Origin of the sequence: Frateuria soli (genome assembly GCF_021117385.1) — a bacterium.
Classification (GTDB): Bacteria; Pseudomonadota; Gammaproteobacteria; order Xanthomonadales; family Rhodanobacteraceae; genus Frateuria_A; species Frateuria_A soli.
This window is the reverse complement of record NZ_CP088252.1, coordinates 2,040,372-2,060,167: the sequence shown is the minus strand read 5'-3', so window position 1 is coordinate 2,060,167 and position 19,796 is coordinate 2,040,372. Positions and strand designations below refer to the sequence as shown.

The 19,796-nt window shown below is 67.8% G+C and carries 18 protein-coding genes; 13 read left to right on the top strand and 5 right to left on the bottom strand.

Annotation, left to right across the window (positions count from 1 at the left end):
* Positions 1 to 143: 143 nt before the first annotated feature.
* Positions 144 to 1,460 (bottom strand): dicarboxylate/amino acid:cation symporter, encoded by a 1,317-nt coding sequence (locus tag LQ771_RS09490; RefSeq protein ID WP_231349162.1) that lies wholly within the window; start codon positions 1,458 to 1,460, stop codon positions 144 to 146.
* 249 nt (positions 1,461 to 1,709) lie between these two features.
* Here LQ771_RS09490 and prpB point away from each other — a divergent pair, with 249 nt between their 5' ends.
* From prpB to LQ771_RS09475, 3 genes are all read left to right on the top strand, one after another.
* Positions 1,710 to 2,597, top strand: a complete 888-nt coding sequence (gene prpB, locus LQ771_RS09485; RefSeq protein ID WP_231349161.1) for a methylisocitrate lyase — start codon at positions 1,710 to 1,712, stop codon at positions 2,595 to 2,597.
* A 48-nt stretch (positions 2,598 to 2,645) separates the two neighbouring features.
* A complete protein-coding gene (prpC, locus tag LQ771_RS09480) occupies positions 2,646 to 3,791 on the top strand; it encodes a bifunctional 2-methylcitrate synthase/citrate synthase (protein ID WP_231349160.1) in 1,146 nt (381 codons plus the stop codon).
* Positions 3,792 to 3,985: 194 nt separating this feature from the next.
* Entirely contained in the window at positions 3,986 to 4,846 is an 861-nt protein-coding gene (locus tag LQ771_RS09475) for a hypothetical protein (protein WP_231349159.1), read from the top strand.
* A gap of 39 nt (positions 4,847 to 4,885) precedes the next feature.
* Here the strand turns inward: LQ771_RS09475 and LQ771_RS09470 are convergent, their stop codons facing one another.
* Positions 4,886 to 5,563 (bottom strand): TerC family protein, encoded by a 678-nt coding sequence (locus tag LQ771_RS09470; protein WP_231351889.1) that lies wholly within the window; start codon positions 5,561 to 5,563, stop codon positions 4,886 to 4,888.
* Positions 5,564 to 5,946: 383 nt separating this feature from the next.
* Here LQ771_RS09470 and LQ771_RS09465 point away from each other — a divergent pair, with 383 nt between their 5' ends.
* The 3 genes from LQ771_RS09465 (at position 5,947) to LQ771_RS09455 (ending at position 9,850) form a co-directional block, all read left to right on the top strand.
* Positions 5,947 to 7,398, top strand: coding sequence for a bifunctional 2-methylcitrate dehydratase/aconitate hydratase (locus LQ771_RS09465; protein ID WP_231349158.1), 1,452 nt, complete (start codon positions 5,947 to 5,949; stop codon positions 7,396 to 7,398).
* 347 nt (positions 7,399 to 7,745) lie between these two features.
* Entirely contained in the window at positions 7,746 to 8,882 is a 1,137-nt protein-coding gene (locus LQ771_RS09460) for an OmpA family protein (RefSeq protein WP_231349157.1), read from the top strand.
* Positions 8,883 to 9,067: 185 nt separating this feature from the next.
* A complete protein-coding gene (locus LQ771_RS09455) occupies positions 9,068 to 9,850 on the top strand; it encodes a pseudouridine synthase (protein ID WP_231349156.1) in 783 nt (260 codons plus the stop codon).
* Positions 9,851 to 9,983: 133 nt separating this feature from the next.
* Here LQ771_RS09455 and kbl read toward each other — a convergent pair whose 3' ends face one another.
* The 3 genes from kbl to LQ771_RS09440 all read right to left on the bottom strand — a co-directional run bounded on the left by kbl (position 9,984) and on the right by LQ771_RS09440 (position 12,834).
* Entirely contained in the window at positions 9,984 to 11,177 is a 1,194-nt protein-coding gene (gene kbl / locus LQ771_RS09450; RefSeq protein WP_231349155.1) for a glycine C-acetyltransferase, read from the bottom strand.
* Between the two features lie 109 nt (positions 11,178 to 11,286).
* On the bottom strand, positions 11,287 to 12,321 hold the full coding sequence (gene tdh / locus LQ771_RS09445; RefSeq protein ID WP_231349154.1) for an L-threonine 3-dehydrogenase: 1,035 nt from the start codon (positions 12,319 to 12,321) through the stop codon (positions 11,287 to 11,289).
* A 78-nt stretch (positions 12,322 to 12,399) separates the two neighbouring features.
* Complete coding sequence (locus tag LQ771_RS09440; RefSeq protein WP_231349153.1) at positions 12,400 to 12,834, bottom strand: hypothetical protein; 435 nt, start codon at positions 12,832 to 12,834, stop codon at positions 12,400 to 12,402.
* Positions 12,835 to 12,945: 111 nt separating this feature from the next.
* Here LQ771_RS09440 and miaA point away from each other — a divergent pair, with 111 nt between their 5' ends.
* From miaA to LQ771_RS09405, 7 genes are all read left to right on the top strand, one after another.
* Positions 12,946 to 13,884, top strand: a complete 939-nt coding sequence (gene miaA / locus LQ771_RS09435) for a tRNA (adenosine(37)-N6)-dimethylallyltransferase MiaA (RefSeq protein ID WP_231349152.1) — start codon at positions 12,946 to 12,948, stop codon at positions 13,882 to 13,884.
* A gap of 195 nt (positions 13,885 to 14,079) precedes the next feature.
* Entirely contained in the window at positions 14,080 to 14,346 is a 267-nt protein-coding gene (gene hfq / locus LQ771_RS09430; protein ID WP_231349151.1) for an RNA chaperone Hfq, read from the top strand.
* Between the two features lie 162 nt (positions 14,347 to 14,508).
* Complete coding sequence (gene hflX / locus LQ771_RS09425) at positions 14,509 to 15,855, top strand: ribosome rescue GTPase HflX (RefSeq protein ID WP_231349150.1); 1,347 nt, start codon at positions 14,509 to 14,511, stop codon at positions 15,853 to 15,855.
* Between the two features lie 264 nt (positions 15,856 to 16,119).
* Positions 16,120 to 17,157 carry an FtsH protease activity modulator HflK gene (gene hflK / locus LQ771_RS09420; protein ID WP_231349149.1) on the top strand — a complete coding sequence of 346 codons (1,038 nt, stop codon included), beginning with the start codon at positions 16,120 to 16,122 and terminating at the stop codon, positions 17,155 to 17,157.
* Entirely contained in the window at positions 17,154 to 18,017 is an 864-nt protein-coding gene (gene hflC / locus LQ771_RS09415; RefSeq protein WP_231349148.1) for a protease modulator HflC, read from the top strand. Before hflK ends, hflC begins: the two co-directional genes overlap by 4 nt.
* A gap of 6 nt (positions 18,018 to 18,023) precedes the next feature.
* Positions 18,024 to 18,209 carry a DUF2065 domain-containing protein gene (locus LQ771_RS09410; RefSeq protein ID WP_231349147.1) on the top strand — a complete coding sequence of 62 codons (186 nt, stop codon included), beginning with the start codon at positions 18,024 to 18,026 and terminating at the stop codon, positions 18,207 to 18,209.
* Positions 18,210 to 18,273: 64 nt separating this feature from the next.
* Positions 18,274 to 19,566, top strand: a complete 1,293-nt coding sequence (locus tag LQ771_RS09405; protein WP_231349146.1) for an adenylosuccinate synthase — start codon at positions 18,274 to 18,276, stop codon at positions 19,564 to 19,566.
* Positions 19,567 to 19,796 lie beyond the last annotated feature (230 nt).

The following is a 19,796-nucleotide window of genomic DNA, read 5'->3' as shown; positions in this document are numbered from 1 at the left end:
GTGGTTGACGGAGAAAGGATAGGCTTCCCCGGCCGATCAATCCAATTGATTGTCGGGATCGATCTGATAGGTGTGGGCTATCGCTTTGGCGGCCTGGCGCGGCATCCCGGCCCGGCGGTACTCGACTGCTGCGGGCCCTGCGGTCAGGGCACGGCCGCGGCAGGGGGCCGTACCTGCCGGTCCACCACCGCGGCGGTAACGATATCGCTGCCGACGTTCACGGTGGTGCGCAGCATGTCAAGGATGCGGTCCACGCCGAGCACGATGCCGATGCCTTCCGGCGGCACTCCGAAGGTGGCCAGCAGGCCGGCGATCAGCGGCAGCGAACCCCCCGGGATGCCGGCGACCGCGACCGCGCTCAGCACCGCCAGCAGCATCAGCACGCACTGGTGCAGCAGCGACAGCTCGATGCCGAACGCCTGCGCCACGAACAGCACCACGCAGCCCTCGAACAGCGCCGTGCCGCTCATGTTCATGGTCGCGCCCAGCGGCAGCACGAAGCCGGCGGTGCTGGGCGAGAGCTTGAGTTCGTCATGGGCCACCGCCAGCGAAGCGGGCAGGCAGGCGCTGCTGGAGCTGGTGGAGAAGGCGGTGACCAGCAGCGGGCGGATCTGCCGGAAGAAGGCGAGCGGCGAGCGCCTGGCCAGGAAGCGCAGCCACAGCGACATCGTGCCGAACAGGTGCAACATCAGCGCGGCGGCGCAGCCGATCACGAACACCGAGAGGATCAGCAAGACGTCGACGCCGACCTTGACGATCACGCTGTAGATCATCGCCGGCACGGCATATGGCGCCAGGCGCAGCGCGAAGCCGACGATGCCGGTCATCAGCTCGCTCAGGGTATCCAGCCCGTCCTGCACCTTGCGGCGCCTGTCTTCGGGCAGGGCGGTGGCGGCGGCGCCCACCAGGATCGCGAACACGATCAGCGGCAGCACGTCGCCCAGCGCATTGCGGCTGTTGCCGACGAAGGCGCCGAACAGGTTGCGGGGCATGAACATCTCCACCACCACGGCCAGGCTCAGGCCCGGCTGCTCGGCCTTGCGCCGGACGGCCTGCATGGCGCCTCCGCCGTATTCCTGCATCAGCAGCGCCCGCGCGCCCTCGGCCAGGTGATGGCCCGGCTGCAGCAGGTTCATCATCAGCAGGCCGATCGCCACGCCGATCAGCATGTTCGCCGCGAACAGCCCGAACGTGCGCAGCGCCAGCGGCCCGAGCCGGTCCAGCCGGCCCAGCTGCGCCACGCCGGAGGCCAGCGAGGCGAACACCAGCGGGATCACCACGAAGAACAGCATGCGCAGGAAGACCTGCCCGAACGGGTCGAGCACCGCCGTGGAAACCGCCTGCATGGCCTGCAACGTGGCCGGATGGAACTGTCCGATGCCCAGCGTGACCACGGCGGCCACCACGCCGATGACCAGGCCCCAGAGAATGCGTGTCGCCAGCGGAGTCGATGTGCTCATGGGGTGACTGTGGCCAATGCGGGGAGGGTTCGCAATATCCTGCGAACGCGGCCCGGCGTGATGCGCAAGCCGAAGAAGCTCCTTTCGCGGCATCGCCCTTGGCGCGGTCGCCAGAGAGGCTTGCATGGTGCGGTTGCGCCCGAGGGCGCTCCCACAAGGCAGCCGGGGGCATGACCTTGCCGGCACGGTGACGCCCCACGAAGACCGGCGGCCCGATACGCTAAAATGCCGCTTTTCCCCGGAGGCGACATGGCAAGCCAAGCATCCCCCGGCGCGCGATTCCGCGCCGCTCTCGCCGCCGAGCAGCCGTTGCAGGTGATCGGCGCCATCAACGCCAACCACGCACTGCTGGCCAAGCGCGCCGGCTACCGCGCGATCTACCTCTCCGGCGGCGGCGTCGCGGCCGGTTCGCTGGGCCTGCCGGATCTTGGCATCAACACGCTCGACGACGTGCTCACCGACGTGCGCCGCATCACCGACGTGTGCGACCTGCCGCTGATGGTGGACATCGACACCGGCTTCGGTCCCAGCGCGTTCAACATCGCCCGCACGGTGAAGAGTCTGATCAAGTTCGGCGCCGCCGCCTGCCACATCGAGGATCAGGTCGGGGCCAAGCGCTGCGGCCACCGGCCGGGCAAGGAAATCGTCAGCACCGGCGAGATGGCCGATCGCGTGAAGGCCGCCGCGGACGCCAGGACCGATCCGGACTTCTTCCTGATCGCGCGGACCGACGCGATCGCGGTGGACGGCGTGGACGCCGCGATCGAGCGCGCCATCAAGTGCGTCGAAGCGGGCGCCGACGGCATCTTCGCCGAGGCCGCCTACGACCTGCCGACGTACCGCCGCTTCGTTGACGCGGTGAAGGTGCCGGTACTGGCCAACATCACCGAATTCGGCAAGACGCCACTCTTCAGCGTGGACGAACTGCGCACCGCGGGCGTGGGCATCGTGCTCTATCCGCTGTCCGCCTTCCGCGCCATGAACAAGGCGGCCGAGAACGTGTACCAGGCGATCCGCCGCGACGGCCACCAGCGCAACGTCATCGACCAGATGCAGACGCGGGAGGAATTGTACGAGCGCATCGGCTACCACGACTACGAGCAGAAGCTCGACGCGCTGTTCGCCAAGAAGGGCTGATGGCGCACCGCTGCGCCACCCCCCAACCCCTGCACCCAGGAGACACCGATGACCGAGCAAGTTCTTCCCAAGGCCAAGAAGTCCGTCGCGCTGTCCGGCGTCCCGGCCGGCAACACCGCGCTGTGCACGGTCGGCCGCAGCGGCAACGACCTGCACTACCGCGGCTACGACATCCATGACCTGGCCGCCAGGGGATGCTTCGAGGAGGTGGCCTACCTGCTCGTGCACGGCAACCTGCCCAACTGGACCGAGCTGCAGAACTACAAGGCCAAGCTCAAGCGCCTGCGTGGCCTGCCGGCGCCGGTCAAGGGCGCTCTGGAACTGCTGCCGGCGGCGACCCATCCGATGGACGTGCTGCGCACCGGCTGCTCGGTGCTGGGTACCGTGCTGCCGGAGAAGGAAGACCACAACCTGACCGGCGCGCGCGACATCGCCGATCGCCTGATGGCGAGCTTCGGCTCGATGCTGCTGTACTGGTACCACTTCAGCCACAACGGCAAGCGCGTGGAGACCGAGACCGACGACGAGTCGATCGCCGCGCACTTCCTGCACGTGTTGCACGGCAAGGCGCCCAGCGAGCTGCACGCGCAGGCGCTGGACAAATCCCTGGTGCTCTACGCCGAGCACGAGTTCAATGCCTCGACCTTCACCGCCCGCGTGATCGCCGGCACCGGTTCGGACATGTACTCGGCCATCACCGGCGCGATCGGTGCGCTGCGCGGCCCCAAGCACGGCGGGGCCAACGAGGTGGCGATGGAGATCATCGCCCGCTACCGCAACGCCGACGAGGCCGAGGCGGACATTCGCGCGCGCGTGGAACGCAAGGAAATCATCATCGGCTTCGGCCACCCGGTCTACACCGTGTCCGATCCGCGCAACGAGATCATCAAGGAGATCTCGCGCAAGCTCTGCACCGAGGGCGGCAACCCGACGCTGTTCGAGGTGTCCGAGCGCATCGAGAAGCTGATGGGTGAGCTCAAGAAGATGTTCCCCAACCTCGACTGGTACTCGGCCAGCGCCTACCACATGATGGGCGTGCCGACCGCCATGTTCACGCCGCTGTTCGTCATCGCGCGCACCTCCGGCTGGAGCGCGCACGTGATCGAGCAGCGCCAGGACGGCAAGATCATCCGCCCGAGCGCCAACTACATCGGTCCGGAAGACCAGGCCTACGTGCCGATCGAGAAGCGCTGAGCCGCAGCTTCGAAGCCCTCTCCCTTCCGGGGGAGAGGGCTGCATGAGGGCAGGGTTCGCGCGAAACCCGCGGGGACGGATGCGCTGGACGCTGTCCGGGCAAACCTGATCCATCCGACATCACCGCCGCATGTCCACGGCCTGTCCACGGGCGCACTGGCTACCATGGCCCGCCGTCCACAGAGAGTCTCCGCATGCGACAACCAGCAAGGCATTCTTCGTGGTCCGCGCCTGGCGCAGGCCTGGTCCTGGTTTCACTCGCGCTGGCGAGTACCGCCGCCACCGCGCAGGACTCGCCTCCCGTCGTGGACCGGGCGAGCGTGCGGCTGGGTGGCTACTACGCCAGCGTGGACACGGACGTCAGGATCTCCGATCCGAGCGGTTTTATCGGCGGCACCATCAATCTCGAGGACGACCTGGGCTTCGAGAAGAACAAGACCGTCCCGCGCGTGCGCGCCGACTTCGTGTTCGGCGAGCACCAGGGCCTGGCGCTTGACTACTACAACATCGACCGCTCCAGCCATCAGACGCTCGCACGCGACATCACCTACGACGGCGTGCATTACGGCGCCCATGCCGACGTCCGCGCCAAGCTGGATTTCAGCTTCGGCAGCGCCGCCTGGCGCTGGTGGTTCGGGCAGGGCAACGATGCCTACGGGGTCGGGCTGGGCGCGGGCTGGTACCGGTTGAAGACCGCGCTGGTGGGCGAGGGGAGCTACGATCCGGGACAAGGCGGCGGGCAGCCCGTGTCGGTGACCACCAGCAGCAACGACAGTGCCTGGGCGCCGATGCTGCAGCTGGGCTGGCGGCACCTGTTCGACGACCAGTGGCGCATGTACCTGGATGCGTCCGGCGTGCGCAAGAACGGCGGACGCATCAGCGGCCACATCTACAACGCCGCGTTGGGCATGGAGTGGCTGCCGCTGGCCAACCTCGGTTTCGGACTGGAATACGACTACAGGCAGATCAAGCTGCACTGGAATCGCAGTACGTACGATGCCGACCTGGACATGACCCTCAGCGGGCCGTCGGCCTTCGTCAAACTGCGCTGGTGAAGAAGGGGCCGCGACCGCTTCGGCCGCGGCCCGTCGCATTCACTGCGTGCCAGCCCTGCGTCGCTGCACCAGCCAGCCGCCGCCGCAGATCAGCGCGATCAGCAGGATGTCCAGCGCGTAACCTTGCCAGGGATGGGCATCGAACCAGCCACGAAGCAGGTGGTCGTGCGCGATCATGCGGCCGGCGGTCCAGGCGATCGCGCCCGCGCCCAAGTAGACGATGGCCGGGAAGCGCTCGATCAGCTTGAGGATCAGCGTCGATCCCCACACCACCAGCGGCACGCTGATCAGCAGCCCCAGCACGACCAGGCCCAGGTGGCCCTTCGATGCACCGGCGATCGCCAGCACGTTGTCCAGTCCCATCAGTGCGTCGGCGACGACGATCGTGCGCAGCGCCGCCCAGAAGCTGTCGGCTGCGCTCACCTCGTGGCCGCTTTCCTCCTGCGGCTTGATGAGCTTCCAGGCGATCGGCAGCAGCAGCAGACCGCCCGCCAGCATCAGGCCGGGCAGCTTGAGCAGGTAGACCACCACCGCGGTCAGGGCCACGCGCACGGCCACCGCGCCGAAGGTGCCCCAGAATACGGCCTTCCTCTGCAGCGCCCTGGGCAGGTTGCGCGCAGCCAGCGCGATCACGATCGCGTTGTCGCCGGCGAGCACGAGGTCGAGCAGGATGATGGCCAGGAGGCCGGAGACGAAATCGGTACCGCTGATGTCCATGCAGAACTCCCGCGCGTGACTCATGGCGATGACGGCGGACACGCGCAGGGCCCGTCGCCACCGCAAAAGTCTCGTTCGCGAAAGACCTCGCCGGGGTGACCGGGACGCGAAAGCGTCCGTGATGACGATCACCGCACGGTGCCGCTGGAAGGCCGCGGCACCGGAACTACTCCCCTTTGGGTGTGCGCGGATTGTCGGGGGCGCCACCGGGGGCGGTCAAGCGCCTGGGTGCGCGCAGCTGGGCGCGATCCGCCATGTCCGTCTGCCGTGATCATCCCGTCCGGCGTGCATGGTGGCCGGGCCACGCGTCCGCAAAACGCTGTGCAAGCAGCCATGCGGGCTGCCGGATACAATGGCCGTTTTTCCTCCCGCGAGAAGCCTCCATGAGCGCCCACGACATCCGTTCCGCCGTTCGCCCCGATCCCGACCAGCCGATGGTCGACATCGCCAACTACGTGGCCGACTACCGGATCGAGTCGAAGGAGGCGTACGACACGGCCCGCTACATGCTGCTCGACTCGCTGGGCACCGCGATGCTGGCGATGAAGTTCCCCGAGTGCGTCAAGCATCTGGGCCCGTTGGTGCCGGGCGCCACGCTGCCGGGCGGCACCCGCGTGCCGGGCACCAGCCACGAGCTCGACCCGGTGCAGGGCGCCTTCGCCATCGGCACGCAGATCCGCTGGCTGGACTTCAATGACACCTGGCTGGCGGCCGAGTGGGGCCATCCCTCGGACAACCTGGGGGCGATCCTGTCGGTTGCCGACTATCTCAGCCGCAAGGCCGAGCGCGAGGGCGGCCAGCCGTTCACCGTTCGCGACGTCCTCGGCTATGCCATCAAGGCGCACGAGATCCAGGGCTGCTACGCCCTGAAGAACAGCTACAACCGCGTCGGCCAGGACCACGTGATCCTTGTGCGCCTGGCCTCCACCGCGGTATCCACCGCCATGCTGGGCGGCAGCAAGGAGCAGATCACCACCGCCGTGTCGCACAGCTGGATCGACAACGGCGCCCTGCGCACCTATCGCCATGCTCCCAACACCGGTCCGCGCAAGAGCTGGGCGGCTGGCGATGCCTGCCGGCGCGCCGTGACCCACGCGATCAACGCGGTCTACCGTGGCGTGGTCGGCTACCCTTCGGCGCTCAGTGCCAAGACCTGGGGCTATTACGACGTCGCCTTCAAGGGCAACGCGTTCGAGTTCGAGCGTCCCTTCGGCAGCTACGTGATGGAGAACGTGCTGTTCAAGATCAGCTTCCCCGCCGAGTTCCACGCGCAGACCGCGGTGGAGTGCGCCATGCAGCTGCACGCCCAGGTGGCCGGCAAGCTCGACCAGATCGAGAGGATCGTGATCGAGACGCAGGAGGCGGGCGTGCGCATCATCGACAAGACCGGCCCGCTGGCCAATTACGCCGACCGCGACCACTGCATCCAGTACATGGTCGCGGTACCGCTGATCTTCGGTCGCCTCACTGCCGAGGACTACAACGACGACGTGGCGGCCGATCCGCGCATCGATGCGCTGCGCGACAGGATGGAAGTGCGCGAGAACCCGCAGTTCACCAAGGACTACTTCGATCCGGACAAGCGCTTCATCGGCAACTCGGTGCAGGTGTTCTTCAAGGACGGCTCCTCTACGGAGAAGGTTTCGATCGATTATCCGATCGGCCACCGCAAGCGCCGCGCCGAGGGCATCCCGGTGCTGCTGAAGAAGTTCGAATCGGCCCTGCGTGGCCACCTCCCGGCGCATCGCGTCAAGGCGATTCTCGAGGCGACCGCCGACCCTGCGGCATTGGATGCCATGCCGATCCAGCATTTCCTCGGTCTTTTCACGCTTTAACCACAATTAGCCCCGAAGGGGCCTTTTCCGCGGTAATGGAAACAGGCTGCCGCCTGCAATGCCGCCCAGCGAAAACCCGGTCCCCGATGGCCGGGTTTTCTCGTTTTCACGCCACTTCCACGCCATCCGGGTGGGAATGCGCACGGGGTTTTGCTGAACAAGGCCTCACCGGGGAACCTGCGCCGTTGTGAGAACGGCTTAACGGTTTTGCTACACTCTCTGCCGCTTGCCCGTAGGGATATAACAGCGAGGGGGCGGCTCAAGCTTCCGGAAGTCAAAGTGAGTTTGACGCGCGGTCCGTGCGAGGTGAAACGGCTGCGAACACCAATAAATGAAGGAGACACCTGATGAAACGTAAGGGCTTGTATTTCCTTATTGCCTTGGCCCTGGGCGGCGTAGGTGCCGTTCACGCGCAGGACAATACCGCCGATGCTGCCAGCGACACCGCCCCGATGAGCGCGACGGGCGATTATGACGGCCGTTGGTATATCGCTCCGACCCTTGGCGGTTACTACAACGACACCGATCGCAACACCAACAGCCGCCAGTTCTATTACGGGCTCGGCGTCGGTCGTTTCATCGCTCCGAATGCCTCGATCGACCTGTTCATCGATCGCACGAAGCGCGATCGCGATTCCGCGGTGGGCGGCGGCAACTGGTCGAACAACAACTACGGCGTCGCCGCGCGCTTCTACGCTGGTGACTGGAATGCCTGGCGTCCGTACCTGCTGGCCGGCGTGATGGGCAGCTACCACCAGAACGCCAGTGACCACGGCTGGTCGCCGGCGGCCGAACTGGGCGTGGGCGTGTCCAAGAACATCGCCGAGAGTTCCGACATCCGCATCGAGACCGGTTACCGCTACGACTGGGACGACAAGAGCCAGCCGACGGAAGACGGTTACGGTGACTGGTTCCTCGGCTTCAGCATCGTGTCCCGCTTCGGCGAGCCGGCTGCCGCGCCGGAGCAGGCCGCTCCCCCGCCGCCGGCCCCGGTCACCGACTGCTCCACGCAGGACAGCGACAATGACGGCGTGAACGACTGCGAAGACAAGTGCCCGGCCACCGCCGCCGGCACCATCGTCGGTCCGGACGGTTGCCCGCAGAAGGTCGTGATCGACCTGCGCGGCGTCAACTTCAAGTTCGACCGTCCGTCCAAGGGCGAGATGGATATCAGCAAGGCGCTGGCCGAACCGACCTCCGACTCGCTGGCCATCCTCGACCAGGCCGTCGATACCCTGCAGCGTTACCCGCAGGTGCACGTGACCGTCGCCGGTTACACCGACTCGGTCGGTACCGATGCCTACAACCAGGCGCTGTCCGAGCGTCGTGCGAAGATCGTGTACGACTACCTGACCGCGCACGGCATCGACGCCGGCCGCCTGGAAGGCCCGATCGGCCACGGCGAGAACGATCCGATCGACACCAACGACACCAACGAAGGCCGCGCGCGCAACCGCCGCACGGAGCTGCAGGTCCAGCAGTAACGGCACTGCACGTGCAACAGGAAAAGCCCGGCTCATGCCGGGCTTTTCTTTTGTCGGGTCCGGTGGTGTCGCCCACCCCGAAGGGCGTGCCTGGCATGGGCACCACGCGCGTCCCCTGGTGCGCTGCCAAGCGGACGGATGCGATCCGCTTGCCGCGCTTCGGCCGCGATCGATACGCTAGTCCGATGCCCGCACCCCGCCGTCCTTCGCATGCATCCGCTCCTGCCGGCCCTCGCCATGGGTTGGCACGGGTACTGTCCAAGCGGGGCGTGTGTTCGCGCAGCCAGGCCGAGCAGTGGGTACGGGCCGGCCGAGTGGCGGTGGATGGCCGTGTGGTGCGCGACCCGGAGCATCCGACGGGGCCCCTGCAGGGCGGCATCACCGTCGATGGCCAGCCGGTCGGCGAGGCCGCGCCGGTCTACGTGATGTTCAACAAGCCCCGTGGCCTTGTGGTCAGCGCCGCGGACGAGCGCGGCCGCGCCACCGTCTACGATGCGCTCGCTGCGGCGGGGCTGCCCTGGCTGGGGCCGGTCGGGCGACTGGACAAGGCCAGCGAAGGCTTGCTGCTGCTGAGCAACGACACGCTGTGGGCGGCGGGCATCACCGATCCGTCCATGCACCGCGACAAGACCTACCACGTGCAGGTCAATGGCGTGCCCGGCACGGCGCTGCTGGCGAGGCTTGGCGAGGGCGTGATCGACCAGGGCGAGCGGCTCGCCGCGCGAAGGATCACGCTGCTGCGCGCAGGGGAGAAGAACGCCTGGCTGGAGATCGTGCTGGACGAGGGACGCAACCGGCACATCCGCCGGTTGCTGGCAGCGCACGACATCGGCGTGCTGCGGCTGGTGCGCGTGGCGATCGGTGGACTCACCCTGGGCGACCTGCCCAAGGGGCGATGGCGACACCTTGTCGCGGACGAGGTGGAGGCGCTGCGCGCCACGCACCCCGCTCCCGGCCGCCGGATCTGAAAGCTCTCTGTTCGGGTGGGGAGGATCCGCGGGACCGGTGGCGTGGCAGCGCTGGAGCATCACCCCGCCCGGGATGCAGCGCTACCGCATCCGTCTCCCGGAGGGTTCGGGGGAGGGTGGGGGAGTCGGGCGCTCAGATCACGCCCAACTGCCTGCCGATCTTGGTGAACGCCGCGATCGCCCGGTCCAGGTGTTCGCGGGTGTGTGCCGCGCTCATCTGCGTGCGGATGCGCGCCTGACCCTGTGGCACCACCGGGTAGAAGAAGCCGGTGACGTAGATGCCTTCCTCGAGCAGCGCCGCGGCCATGGCCTGTGCCTTGGGCGCGTCGTAGATCATCACCGGCACGATCGGGTGCACGCCCGGCTTGATGTCGAAGCCGGCCGCCGTCATCGCCTCGCGGAAGTAGGCCGTGTTCTGCTGCACCCGCGTGCGCAGCTCGCCGGCGGACACCAGCATGTCGAACACCTTGATCGCGGCTGCAACCACGTGCGGTGGCAGCGAGTTGGAGAACAGGTACGGGCGCGAGCGCTGGCGCAGCAGTTCGATCACTTCCTTCGGGCCGGTGGTGAAGCCGCCCAGTGCGCCGCCCAGCGCCTTGCCCAGCGTGCCGGTGAAGATGTCGATCTGGTCCATGACGCCGTGCACCTCCGCCGAACCGCGGCCGGTGGCGCCGAGGAAGCCGGTGGCGTGGCATTCGTCGATGTGCACCATCGCGTTGTACTTCTTCGCCAGCGCGGTGATCCGGTCCAGCGGCGCGATGAAGCCGTCCATCGAGAACGAGCCGTCGGAGGTGATCAGTTTGGTGCGCGCGCCGGCGGCATCGGCCGCCTGCAATTGCTTCTCCAGGTCGGCCATGTCGCAGTTGGCGTAGCGGAAGCGCTTGGCCTTGCACAGGCGGATGCCGTCGATGATCGAGGCGTGGTTGAGCGCATCGGAGATGATCGCGTCCTCCTCGCCCAGCAACGGCTCGTACAGGCCGCCGTTGGCGTCGAAGCAGGCGGCGTAGAGGATGCTGTCCTCGGTGCCGAAGAATTCGGCGATCTTCGCTTCCAGCTGCTTGTGCAGATCCTGCGTGCCGCAAATGAAGCGCACCGAGGCCATGCCGAAACCGTGCGTATCGAGCGCTTCCTTGGCGGCGGCGATCACGTCGGGGTGGTCGGCCAGTCCCAGGTAGTTGTTGGCGCAGAAGTTGAGCACCTTGCGGCCATTGGCCAGGGTGATCTCCGCGGACTGCGGCGACACGATGATGCGCTCGCCCTTGAACAGGCCCTGGTCCCGGATCGAGTCGAGCTCGGCGGCATAGCGGTCACGGGCGGTGTAGGTCACGGCGGATCTCCAATCTGGGGGCGGCGGCAGGGCACTTGCGATATGCCCGGCACCGTCGCGAAGGCGGAACGATGCCGGGGAGGGGGCGGGGGGCAGTGGCGACCCTGGCTCAGGTCCAGGAGCAGACCACCTTGCCGCACTGGCCCGCGTCCATCAGGTCGAAACCACGCTGGAAATCGTCGATGGCGATCTGATGGGTCAGCACCTTCTGCAGCGGGAAGCCGGTCAGCACCATCTGGGTCATCTTGTACCAGGTCTCGTACATGCGCCGGCCGTAGATTCCCTGCAGGGTGAGGCCCTTGAAGATCACCCTGTCCCAGTCGATGCCGGCGCCCTTGGGCTGGATGCCGAGCAGGGCGATCTTGCCGCCGTGGTACATCACGTCGAGCATGTCGTTGAAGGCGCGCGGGTTGCCGCTCATCTCCAGGCCGACGTCGAAGCCTTCCATGTGCAGGTCCTTGACCACGTCGCGCAGCGACTGGTTGGCCACGTTGACCACGCGGGTGGCGCCCATGTCGGCGGCGAGCTTCAGGCGGTAGTCGTTGACGTCGGTGACCACCACGTTGCGCGCACCCACGTGCTTGGCGATGCCCGCCGCGATGATGCCGATCGGGCCGGCGCCGGTGATCAGCACGTCCTCGCCGATGAGGTCGAATTCCAGCGCGCAGTGCGCGGCGTTGCCGTAGGGGTCGAAGAAGGCCGCCAGTTCGCTCGGGATCTGGTCGGGAATCGGCCACAGGTTGGAGGCGGGCACTGCCACGAACTCGGCGAAGGCGCCGTTGCGGTTGACGCCGATGCCGACCGTGTTCGGACAAAGATGCTGGCGGCCGGCACGACAGTTGCGGCAATGGCCGCAGACGATGTGGCCCTCGGCCGAGACGCGATCGCCCATCTTGTACCCGGTCACGGCGCTGCCGAGCTCGGCGATGCGGCCGACGAACTCATGACCGATGGTGAGGCCCTGCGGGATGGTGCGCTGGGACCATTCGTCCCACTTGTAGATGTGCAGGTCGGTGCCGCAGATGGCGGTCTTTTCGACCTTGATCAGCACCTCGTTGGGGCCGATCTGCGGGACCGGCACTTCTTCCATCCAGATGCCCTGTTCGGGCTTGCGCTTGACCAGGGCTTTCATCGTCTGCGGCATGGGACCACCATCGTCGGGCCCGGGGAGGCGGGCGGGGAAGCGGACGATTATAGGGCCTTGCCGCGCGTGCGGCCGTGCTCAGCCGACGGAGTGCCAGAGGATCGAGAAGGCGAGGCTGATCAGGATGCAGACGGTCAGCCAGAACCCGAAGCTGTCCTTGTCCCAGATCGGCTTGCGGCTCTCGGGCGCCTCGTCCCGGGCGGGGCGCGGAGGAAGGGGCCGGGGGGCGGGATGGACACCGGGAGCGGACGTGGCAGCTTCGGGTCGCAGCATCACAACGGCGCCGTGTCCTCCGTCCTGGTCGTGTTCGGCATCGATTCGGTGTGCCATTGCGTGAATTCTGTGTAGGTGCCGTGACCCGATGGTGATCCCGTGCATGCTCGCAGGCAAGTCATGGGAGGGGGCCTTGGCCGGATTATCGCCCATGGCGTGACCGGTTTCACCTTGTTTTGACCGAAGCCTGTCCGCCGCGTTGGGAGCGGCCCTGATGCCGACGGGCTGGAGCCGTTTCATGAAAGCCTCTCCAGGGTACGGGTAGGACTTTGTTGTACGTCCGCCCTGCGGGGTTTTTCTTGACGCCGGTCAAGGCCGCGGGCCGCGCAAGGCGGTCGGTACAATGCGCCGATGTCCTCCGATGCCCGCCCGCTCGCCGTGTTCCTGATGGGCCCGACCGCCTCGGGCAAGACCGCGCTGGCCTGTGCGCTGCGCGAGCGCTTCCCGCTCGAACTGGTGAGCGTGGATTCGGCGCTGGTCTACCGTGGCCTGGACGTCGGCGCGGCCAAGCCCGATGCCGTCACGCTGGCGCGGCATCCGCACGCCTTGCTGGATCTGCGCGACCCGTCCGAGCCCTACTCGGCCGCCGATTTCCGCGTCGATGCACTGGCCGCCATGGCGCGCATCCACGCACGGGGGCGGGTGCCGCTGCTGGTGGGGGGCACGGGCCTGTACTTCCGTGCATTGCAGCGCGGGCTTTCCGCGTTGCCTGATGCGGCGCCGGCGATCCGCGGGCGGCTGGCGGCCGAGGCGGCCACGCTCGGCTGGCCCGCGCTGCACGCAAGGCTCGCCATGCGCGATCCGGCCGCGGCCGCCCGCATCGGTCCCAACGATGCCCAGCGCCTGCAACGCGCGCTCGAGGTGATCGAGCTGACCGGCCGGCCGCTCTCGGAACAACAGACCGGCGGCAGTGGCGAACGCTTCCCCTGGCGCGTGCTCAAGCTGGCGCTGCTGCCGGCCGACCGCGCCGGACTGCATGCGCGGATCGCCCGGCGCTTCGATGCCATGCTGGCGGCCGGCTTCCTCGACGAGGTGCGCGCGCTGCATGCGCGCGGTGATCTCGCCCCCGACCTGCCGGCGCTGCGCGCCGTCGGCTACCGCCAGGCGTGGGAGCACCTGGATGGCGCCACCGATGCGGCCACTTTCCGCGACAGGGGTATCTTCGCCACCCGCCAGCTGGCCAAGCGGCAGATCACCTGGCTGCGGGGAGAGCTGGACGCGCGCGTGCTGGATCCGGACGGGGCCGAGCTGCTCCCCCGTGCCGGGGAGGCGCTGGAGCTTTTCCTGTAGGGCGGCCCCGCGCCGGTGCCGGGCGCCCTTTGGCCGTGCGTCTGCACGCCGATCGGTGCAGGCCGCGACGCACGTCGTGGTCCCCCAGCTTCCGTCCTTCATTTAAAAGCGGTTAATATCCCCCGTACTTGGGCCGGTCGCCGCGAGCGCGTCTTTTCTCCGGCCCGCGAAGGTTCGCGAGGGGGGTACAACAACATGTCCAAAGGGCAGTCATTGCAGGATCCGTTTCTCAACGCGCTTCGCCGTGAGCGCGTTCCGGTGGCCATCTATCTCGTCAACGGGATCAAGCTGCAGGGCACGATCGAGTCGTTCGACCAGTTCGTGGTGCTGCTGCGCAACCAGGTGAGCCAGATGGTCTACAAGCATGCCATCTCCACCGTCGTGCCCAGCCGCAATGTGCGCATGGGCAATGGCCACGAAGGCCACGTCGACGCCCACGCCTCCGCCGAGGGCGAGGACTGACCAAGGGGCAAGGTCCACGTGCCGGGGCGGGTTGCCCGGCCGGCCGGGTGACGACCCCGCGATGCCTTGCCGGCGGTCAGGCGGGGATCGGCATACAATGCCGCCCCGACCCAGCCGCCGGCGCCCCGCCGGCGGCGCGTATCCACAGGCCATCCCAACCTAGTGTTCGATAGACAAAAGAAGGGCGAACGCGCCGTCCTGGTCCTGCCCCACGCTCGTGGCGAGGGCGACTCGGCACGCCGCGCGGAAGAGTTCGCCGAACTGGTGCGTTCGGCTGGCGCGGAGGTGCTCGCGAGCGTTCCGGCGCGGGTCGAGGATCCTAACCCACGCTACTACATCGGTACCGGCAAGGCCGAAGAGGTCGCCGAGGCGGTGCGCGCCACCGAGGCCGACGTGGTGCTGGTCGACCACCTGCTGACACCGGTGCAGGAACGCAATCTCGAGAAGCTGCTGGCGGTGCGGGTGGTCGATCGCGCCGGACTCATCCTGGACATCTTCGCCCAGCGTGCCCGCTCGCACGAAGGCAAGCTGGAAGTGGAGCTGGCGCAGCTCAAGCACCTGGCCACCCGCCTGGTGCGCGGCTGGACCCACCTGGAGCGCCAGCGCGGCGGCGCCATCGGCCTGCGCGGTCCCGGTGAAACGCAGCTGGAAACCGACCGCCGCCTGCTCGGCGAGCGCGTGAAGATGCTCACCAGACGCCTGGAGAAGGTGCAGGTGCAGCGCACCCAGCAGCGCCGTGCCCGCCTGCGAAACACGGTGCCGCGGGTGGCGCTGGTGGGGTACACCAATGCCGGCAAGTCGACCCTGTTCAATGCGCTGACCGAGGGCGGCGTCTTCGCCGCCAACCTGCTGTTCGCCACGCTCGACCCGACCGTGCGCAAGATCGAGGACCTCTCCTGCGGCCCCGCCGTAGTGGCCGACACCGTGGGCTTCATCCGGGAGCTGCCACACGACCTGGTCGCTGCGTTCCGCGCCACCCTCGCCGAGGCGCGCGACGCCGACCTGCTGCTGCACGTCAGCGACGCGGCCGACGAGGAGCGCGAGCGCCTGCATCGGGTCGTCGACGGCGTGCTGGAAGAGATCGGCGCCGGCGACGTGCCGCAGCTGCACATCATGAACAAGATCGACATGTTGCGGGAAGGCGAGGGCGAAGGCGAGGGTCCTCCGCGTGCGGGCACCGAGCCGCGCATCGTGCGCGATGCCGAGGGCCGGTCGACCCAGGTATGGCTGTCCGCCCGCACCGGCGAGGGGCTGGACCTGCTGCGCCAGGCCCTGGGCGAGCGGCTCGGCGGAGAGCGGGTGCAGACCGAGCTGCAGCTGCCGCTGTCTGCCGGTCGCCTGCACGCGCGTCTGCGTGCGGCCGGGGCGATCGCCGAAGAATCGGTGGACGAGCACGGCTGGCGCCTGCAGATCGACGCGCCGCGCAGCGTCATTGCGCCGCTGGGTGGCGGCAATCCCCAGGACGTGGCTCTGCTGCGCGGGATGCTGGACTCGCCGGACTCGCCGTGAGTCCCGGCTTGCCTTGCGCTTCCCGAGGGGAGGCGAGGCAAGGGGCGAAGCAGCACCCGGAGCGTCCCCGAAGGCGACGTTCCATTTCACCTCTGCTAGACTAAACGGCGTTTGTGCGGCGTTTGCCCGCCCGCACCGAGATCGATCGCGGCGCGCCGCGGTTCACCCTTCCCCGACCTCGACGCTGCGTGTCCATGACCCTGATCCCGCAATGCATCCACCGGCCCGTCCTGCCGGCCTGCCCCTTGTCCCAAGGAGACTGACATGGCCTGGAACGAACCCGGCAACGGCCAGCGCGACCCCTGGAACAGCAAGCGTCCCGGCAACAGCGGCAATGGCCTGGACGCGGCGCTCAGGCAGTTGCGCGCGCGTCTGGGCAAGCACGGCGGTCCCGGCGGCATGATCACCATCGTGCTGGCGCTGGTGCTCGCCTGGCTGCTGCTGAGCAGCTACACCATCGTCGATGCGCGCCAGGCCGGCGTGGTGCTGCGCTTTGGCCAGTACAGCCGAACGTTGCCGCCGGGCTTCCACTTCAAGCTGCCGCAGCCGATCGAGACGGTTACCAAGGTCGAGACCACCCGCGTACGTTCGCTCCAGGACAGCGTGCGCATGCTGACCCGCGACGAGAACATCATCACCATCGATTTCACCGTGCAGTACCAGGTGAACGATGCGCGTGCCTACCTGTTCGCGGTGGACGATGTGGAGGGCACCATCGCTGCCGCCTCCGAGGCGGCGGTGCGCTCGGTGATCGGCCGCAACGACATGGACACGATCCTTTCCGGCGAAGGCGCCGCGCTGGTCAGCGAGGCAGGCCAGGCCCTGCAGAAGACGCTGGACAGCTACCACTGCGGCCTGCAGGTGACCGCGGTGAGCTTCCAGAACGTCGCGCCGCCGGCCGAGGTCAAGGATGCCTTCGACGACGTCAACAAGGCCCGTGAAGACAAGCAGAGCATCGAGAACAACGCGTTGGCGTATGCCAACAAGGTGGTACCGGTAGCGCGCGGCGACGCGGCGCGCATCGCCGCCGAGGCCATCGGCTACAAGGCCGAGCGCATTGCCCGCGCCCAGGGTGATGCCGAACGCTTCAACCTGTTGCTGAAGGAATACAAGGCCGCGCCGGAAGTGACCCGCAAGCGCCTGTGGCTGGAAACGATGGAGCAGGTGATGGCCGGCAACCGCAAGGTGATCGACGGCTCCAGCGGCCGCACCATCATCAACCTGCCGCCGGCCACGCCGGCGAGTCCTGCGGCGGCCACCGTCACCACCGATGAGCCCAGCGACAAGGGGAACCAGCCATGAAAATCGTCTGGACCGTGATCGCCGTGCTGCTGGTGCTGCTCGGCCTCAACAGCGCCTTCGTGGTGCACGAGGGGCAGAGCGCGCTGCTGCTGCAGTTCGGCCGTATCGTGCAGACCGATTACAAGCCGGGTCTGCATTTCAAGGTGCCGCTGATCCAGCAGGTGATGCGCTTCGACAGTCGCATCCAGGGCCTGGACGCGCCGCCGGAGCGGTACTTCACGTCCGAGAAGAAAAGCGTCAACGTCGACTTCTACGTCAAGTGGCGCATCGCCGACAACGCCGCCTACTACCGTGCCACCAGCGGCGACGCCAACCAGGCCGCGCAACGGCTGAGTCCGGTGGTGAAGGACGCGCTGCGCTTCGAATTCAACTCGCGCAGCCTGCAGGACCTGATCGCCGGCGGTCGCAAGGACATCACCGAACGCGTGCGCAAGCAGACCGATGCCGCTGCGCGCAAGAACCTCGGTATTGCCGTCGTGGACGTGCGCATCAAGCGCATCGACCTGCCCGAGGAAGTCAGCGAGTCGGTCTACAAGCGCATGCGCGCCGAGCGCCTGCAGCTGGCCAACGAGCTGCGCTACACCGGACAGGAGCAGGCCGAGACGATCCGCGCCGATGCCGACCGGCAGGGCCAGGTGCTGCGCGCCGATGCCCAGCGCGACGCCGCAAGTGTGCGTGGCCAGGGCGACGCACAGGCGGCCGCCATCTATGCGCGCGCCTACGGACAGGATCCGGAGTTCTTCGCGTTCTATCGAAGCCTGTCGGCGTACAAGAGCGGTTTCGCCGATGGCAACGGCACCCTGGTACTCAAGCCGGACTCCGAACTGCTGCGTTACTTCGAGGACAGCGCCAAGCGCTGAGGGTCGATGCCGCACGAACTGTCCGTGGCACTGTGCCTGGTGCTGGTGCTCGAGGGCCTGATGCTGTTTGCCGTCCCGCGCCACTGGCAGTCGATGGTGCGCCAGGCGCTGGAGCTGTCGCCCCGCACGCTGCGCGTGTTCGGGGCGGTGGCGGTGATCGCGGGGCTGGCCGTCCTGCAACTGGTGCGCTGAAGCTTTTCCTGTTTCCCACACTCACGGCTCCCTCCCGGGGAGCATCCAACGAGCGAGAACTTTCATGGGCAAGTCAGTCGTCATCCTTGGAGCCCAGTGGGGCGACGAAGGCAAGGGCAAGATCGTCGACCTGCTGACCGAGCGGGTCAGCGCCGTGGCACGCTTCCAGGGCGGCCACAACGCCGGCCACACGCTGGTGATCAAGGGAAAGAAGACGGTGCTGCACCTGATCCCCTCGGGCATCCTGCGCGACGATGCGCTGTGCCTGATCGGCAACGGCGTGGTGCTCTCGCCCGAGGCGCTGATCCACGAGATCGCCGAGCTCGAGGGGCAGGGCGTGGAGGTGCGTTCGCGCGTGAAGATCAGCCCGGCGACACCGCTGATCATGCCCTACCACATCGCCGTGGATAAGGCGCGCGAGGCGGCTGCGGGCAAGGGCGCGATCGGCACCACCGGCCGCGGCATCGGCCCGGCCTACGAGGACAAGGTAGCGCGCCGCTCGATCCGCGTGGCCGACCTCATGTACCCGCACGAGCTGCCGGCGCAGATCAAGGCGGCGGTCGAATACCACAACTTCATCCTGACCCAGTGGCTCAAGGCCGAGCCCGTCGATTACCAGAAGGTGCTCGACGATGCGCTCGCCTGGGGCGAGTACATCCGCCCGATGGTCGACGACGTCGCCACCATCCTGCATGACGTGCGTGCCGAGGGCGGCAACATCCTGTACGAAGGCGCCCAGGGCGCGCTGCTGGACATCGATCACGGCACCTATCCGTACGTCACCTCGTCCAACACGACGGTCGGCGGGGCGCTGGCCGGCACCGGCGTGGGCGCCTGCGACATCGACTACGTGCTGGGCATCTGCAAGGCCTACGCCACCCGCGTTGGCGGCGGTCCGTTCCCGACCGAGCTCAACGACGAGATGGGCGAGCTGCTGCGCAAGAAGGGCAACGAGTACGGCGCCAGCACCGGCCGCCCGCGCCGGTGCGGCTGGATCGACCTGGTGGCGCTCAAGCGCGCGGTGCAGATCAACGGCATCAATGGCCTGGCGATCACCAAGCTGGACGTGCTCGACGGCCTGCCCTCGATCAAGGTCTGTGTCGCGTACGAATATCGTGGCAAGCGTCGCGAACTGGCGCCGCTGGACGCCGACGGCTGGGCCGAGTGCAAGCCGGTGTACCTGGAGTTCCCCGGCTGGGAGGAGTCCACCGCCGGCATCCGCGACTGGAACAGGCTGCCCGCCGCGGCCCGCGCCTACCTGCGCGCGGTCGAGGAGCTGTCCGGCTGCCGCCTGGCCATCGTCGCCACCGGTGCCGACCGCGAAGACACCATCGTGCTGGACGATCCGTTCGCCTGAGCGGCCACGTGCACGCGCTCCCGACGGGAGCACAGCCGGCCTCGACGGGCCTCGTGCTCGACGAGGCTGGCTTCACGCAAGTCTCTCCAAGGCCACCCCTTCTGGCTGCCTGAGCGCCGCAGCATGGATCCGGCGTCGGGGATCGTTCTCGGGCGATTGTTCGCGCCCACCGATGACGTGCTTCCCGTCTCCAGTGGGCGGAACATCCACGCTCACTGTTCCATGCGGTG

What these genes read in the sequence shown, in the direction of transcription:
- LQ771_RS09490 (WP_231349162.1), bottom strand. Translation starts at nt 1,460, where the DNA reads ATGAGCACATCGACTCCGCTGGCGACACGCATTCTCTGGGGCCTGGTC.
- prpB (WP_231349161.1), top strand. Translation starts at nt 1,710, where the DNA reads ATGGCAAGCCAAGCATCCCCCGGCGCGCGATTCCGCGCCGCTCTCGCC.
- prpC (WP_231349160.1), top strand. Translation starts at nt 2,646, where the DNA reads ATGACCGAGCAAGTTCTTCCCAAGGCCAAGAAGTCCGTCGCGCTGTCC.
- LQ771_RS09475 (WP_231349159.1), top strand. Translation starts at nt 3,986, where the DNA reads ATGCGACAACCAGCAAGGCATTCTTCGTGGTCCGCGCCTGGCGCAGGC.
- LQ771_RS09470 (WP_231351889.1), bottom strand. Translation starts at nt 5,563, where the DNA reads ATGGACATCAGCGGTACCGATTTCGTCTCCGGCCTCCTGGCCATCATC.
- LQ771_RS09465 (WP_231349158.1), top strand. Translation starts at nt 5,947, where the DNA reads ATGAGCGCCCACGACATCCGTTCCGCCGTTCGCCCCGATCCCGACCAG.
- LQ771_RS09460 (WP_231349157.1), top strand. Translation starts at nt 7,746, where the DNA reads ATGAAACGTAAGGGCTTGTATTTCCTTATTGCCTTGGCCCTGGGCGGC.
- LQ771_RS09455 (WP_231349156.1), top strand. Translation starts at nt 9,068, where the DNA reads ATGCCCGCACCCCGCCGTCCTTCGCATGCATCCGCTCCTGCCGGCCCT.
- tdh (WP_231349154.1), bottom strand. Translation starts at nt 12,321, where the DNA reads ATGCCGCAGACGATGAAAGCCCTGGTCAAGCGCAAGCCCGAACAGGGC.
- LQ771_RS09440 (WP_231349153.1), bottom strand. Translation starts at nt 12,834, where the DNA reads ATGAAACGGCTCCAGCCCGTCGGCATCAGGGCCGCTCCCAACGCGGCG.
- miaA (WP_231349152.1), top strand. Translation starts at nt 12,946, where the DNA reads ATGTCCTCCGATGCCCGCCCGCTCGCCGTGTTCCTGATGGGCCCGACC.
- hfq (WP_231349151.1), top strand. Translation starts at nt 14,080, where the DNA reads ATGTCCAAAGGGCAGTCATTGCAGGATCCGTTTCTCAACGCGCTTCGC.
- hflK (WP_231349149.1), top strand. Translation starts at nt 16,120, where the DNA reads ATGGCCTGGAACGAACCCGGCAACGGCCAGCGCGACCCCTGGAACAGC.
- hflC (WP_231349148.1), top strand. Translation starts at nt 17,154, where the DNA reads ATGAAAATCGTCTGGACCGTGATCGCCGTGCTGCTGGTGCTGCTCGGC.
- LQ771_RS09410 (WP_231349147.1), top strand. Translation starts at nt 18,024, where the DNA reads ATGCCGCACGAACTGTCCGTGGCACTGTGCCTGGTGCTGGTGCTCGAG.
- LQ771_RS09405 (WP_231349146.1), top strand. Translation starts at nt 18,274, where the DNA reads ATGGGCAAGTCAGTCGTCATCCTTGGAGCCCAGTGGGGCGACGAAGGC.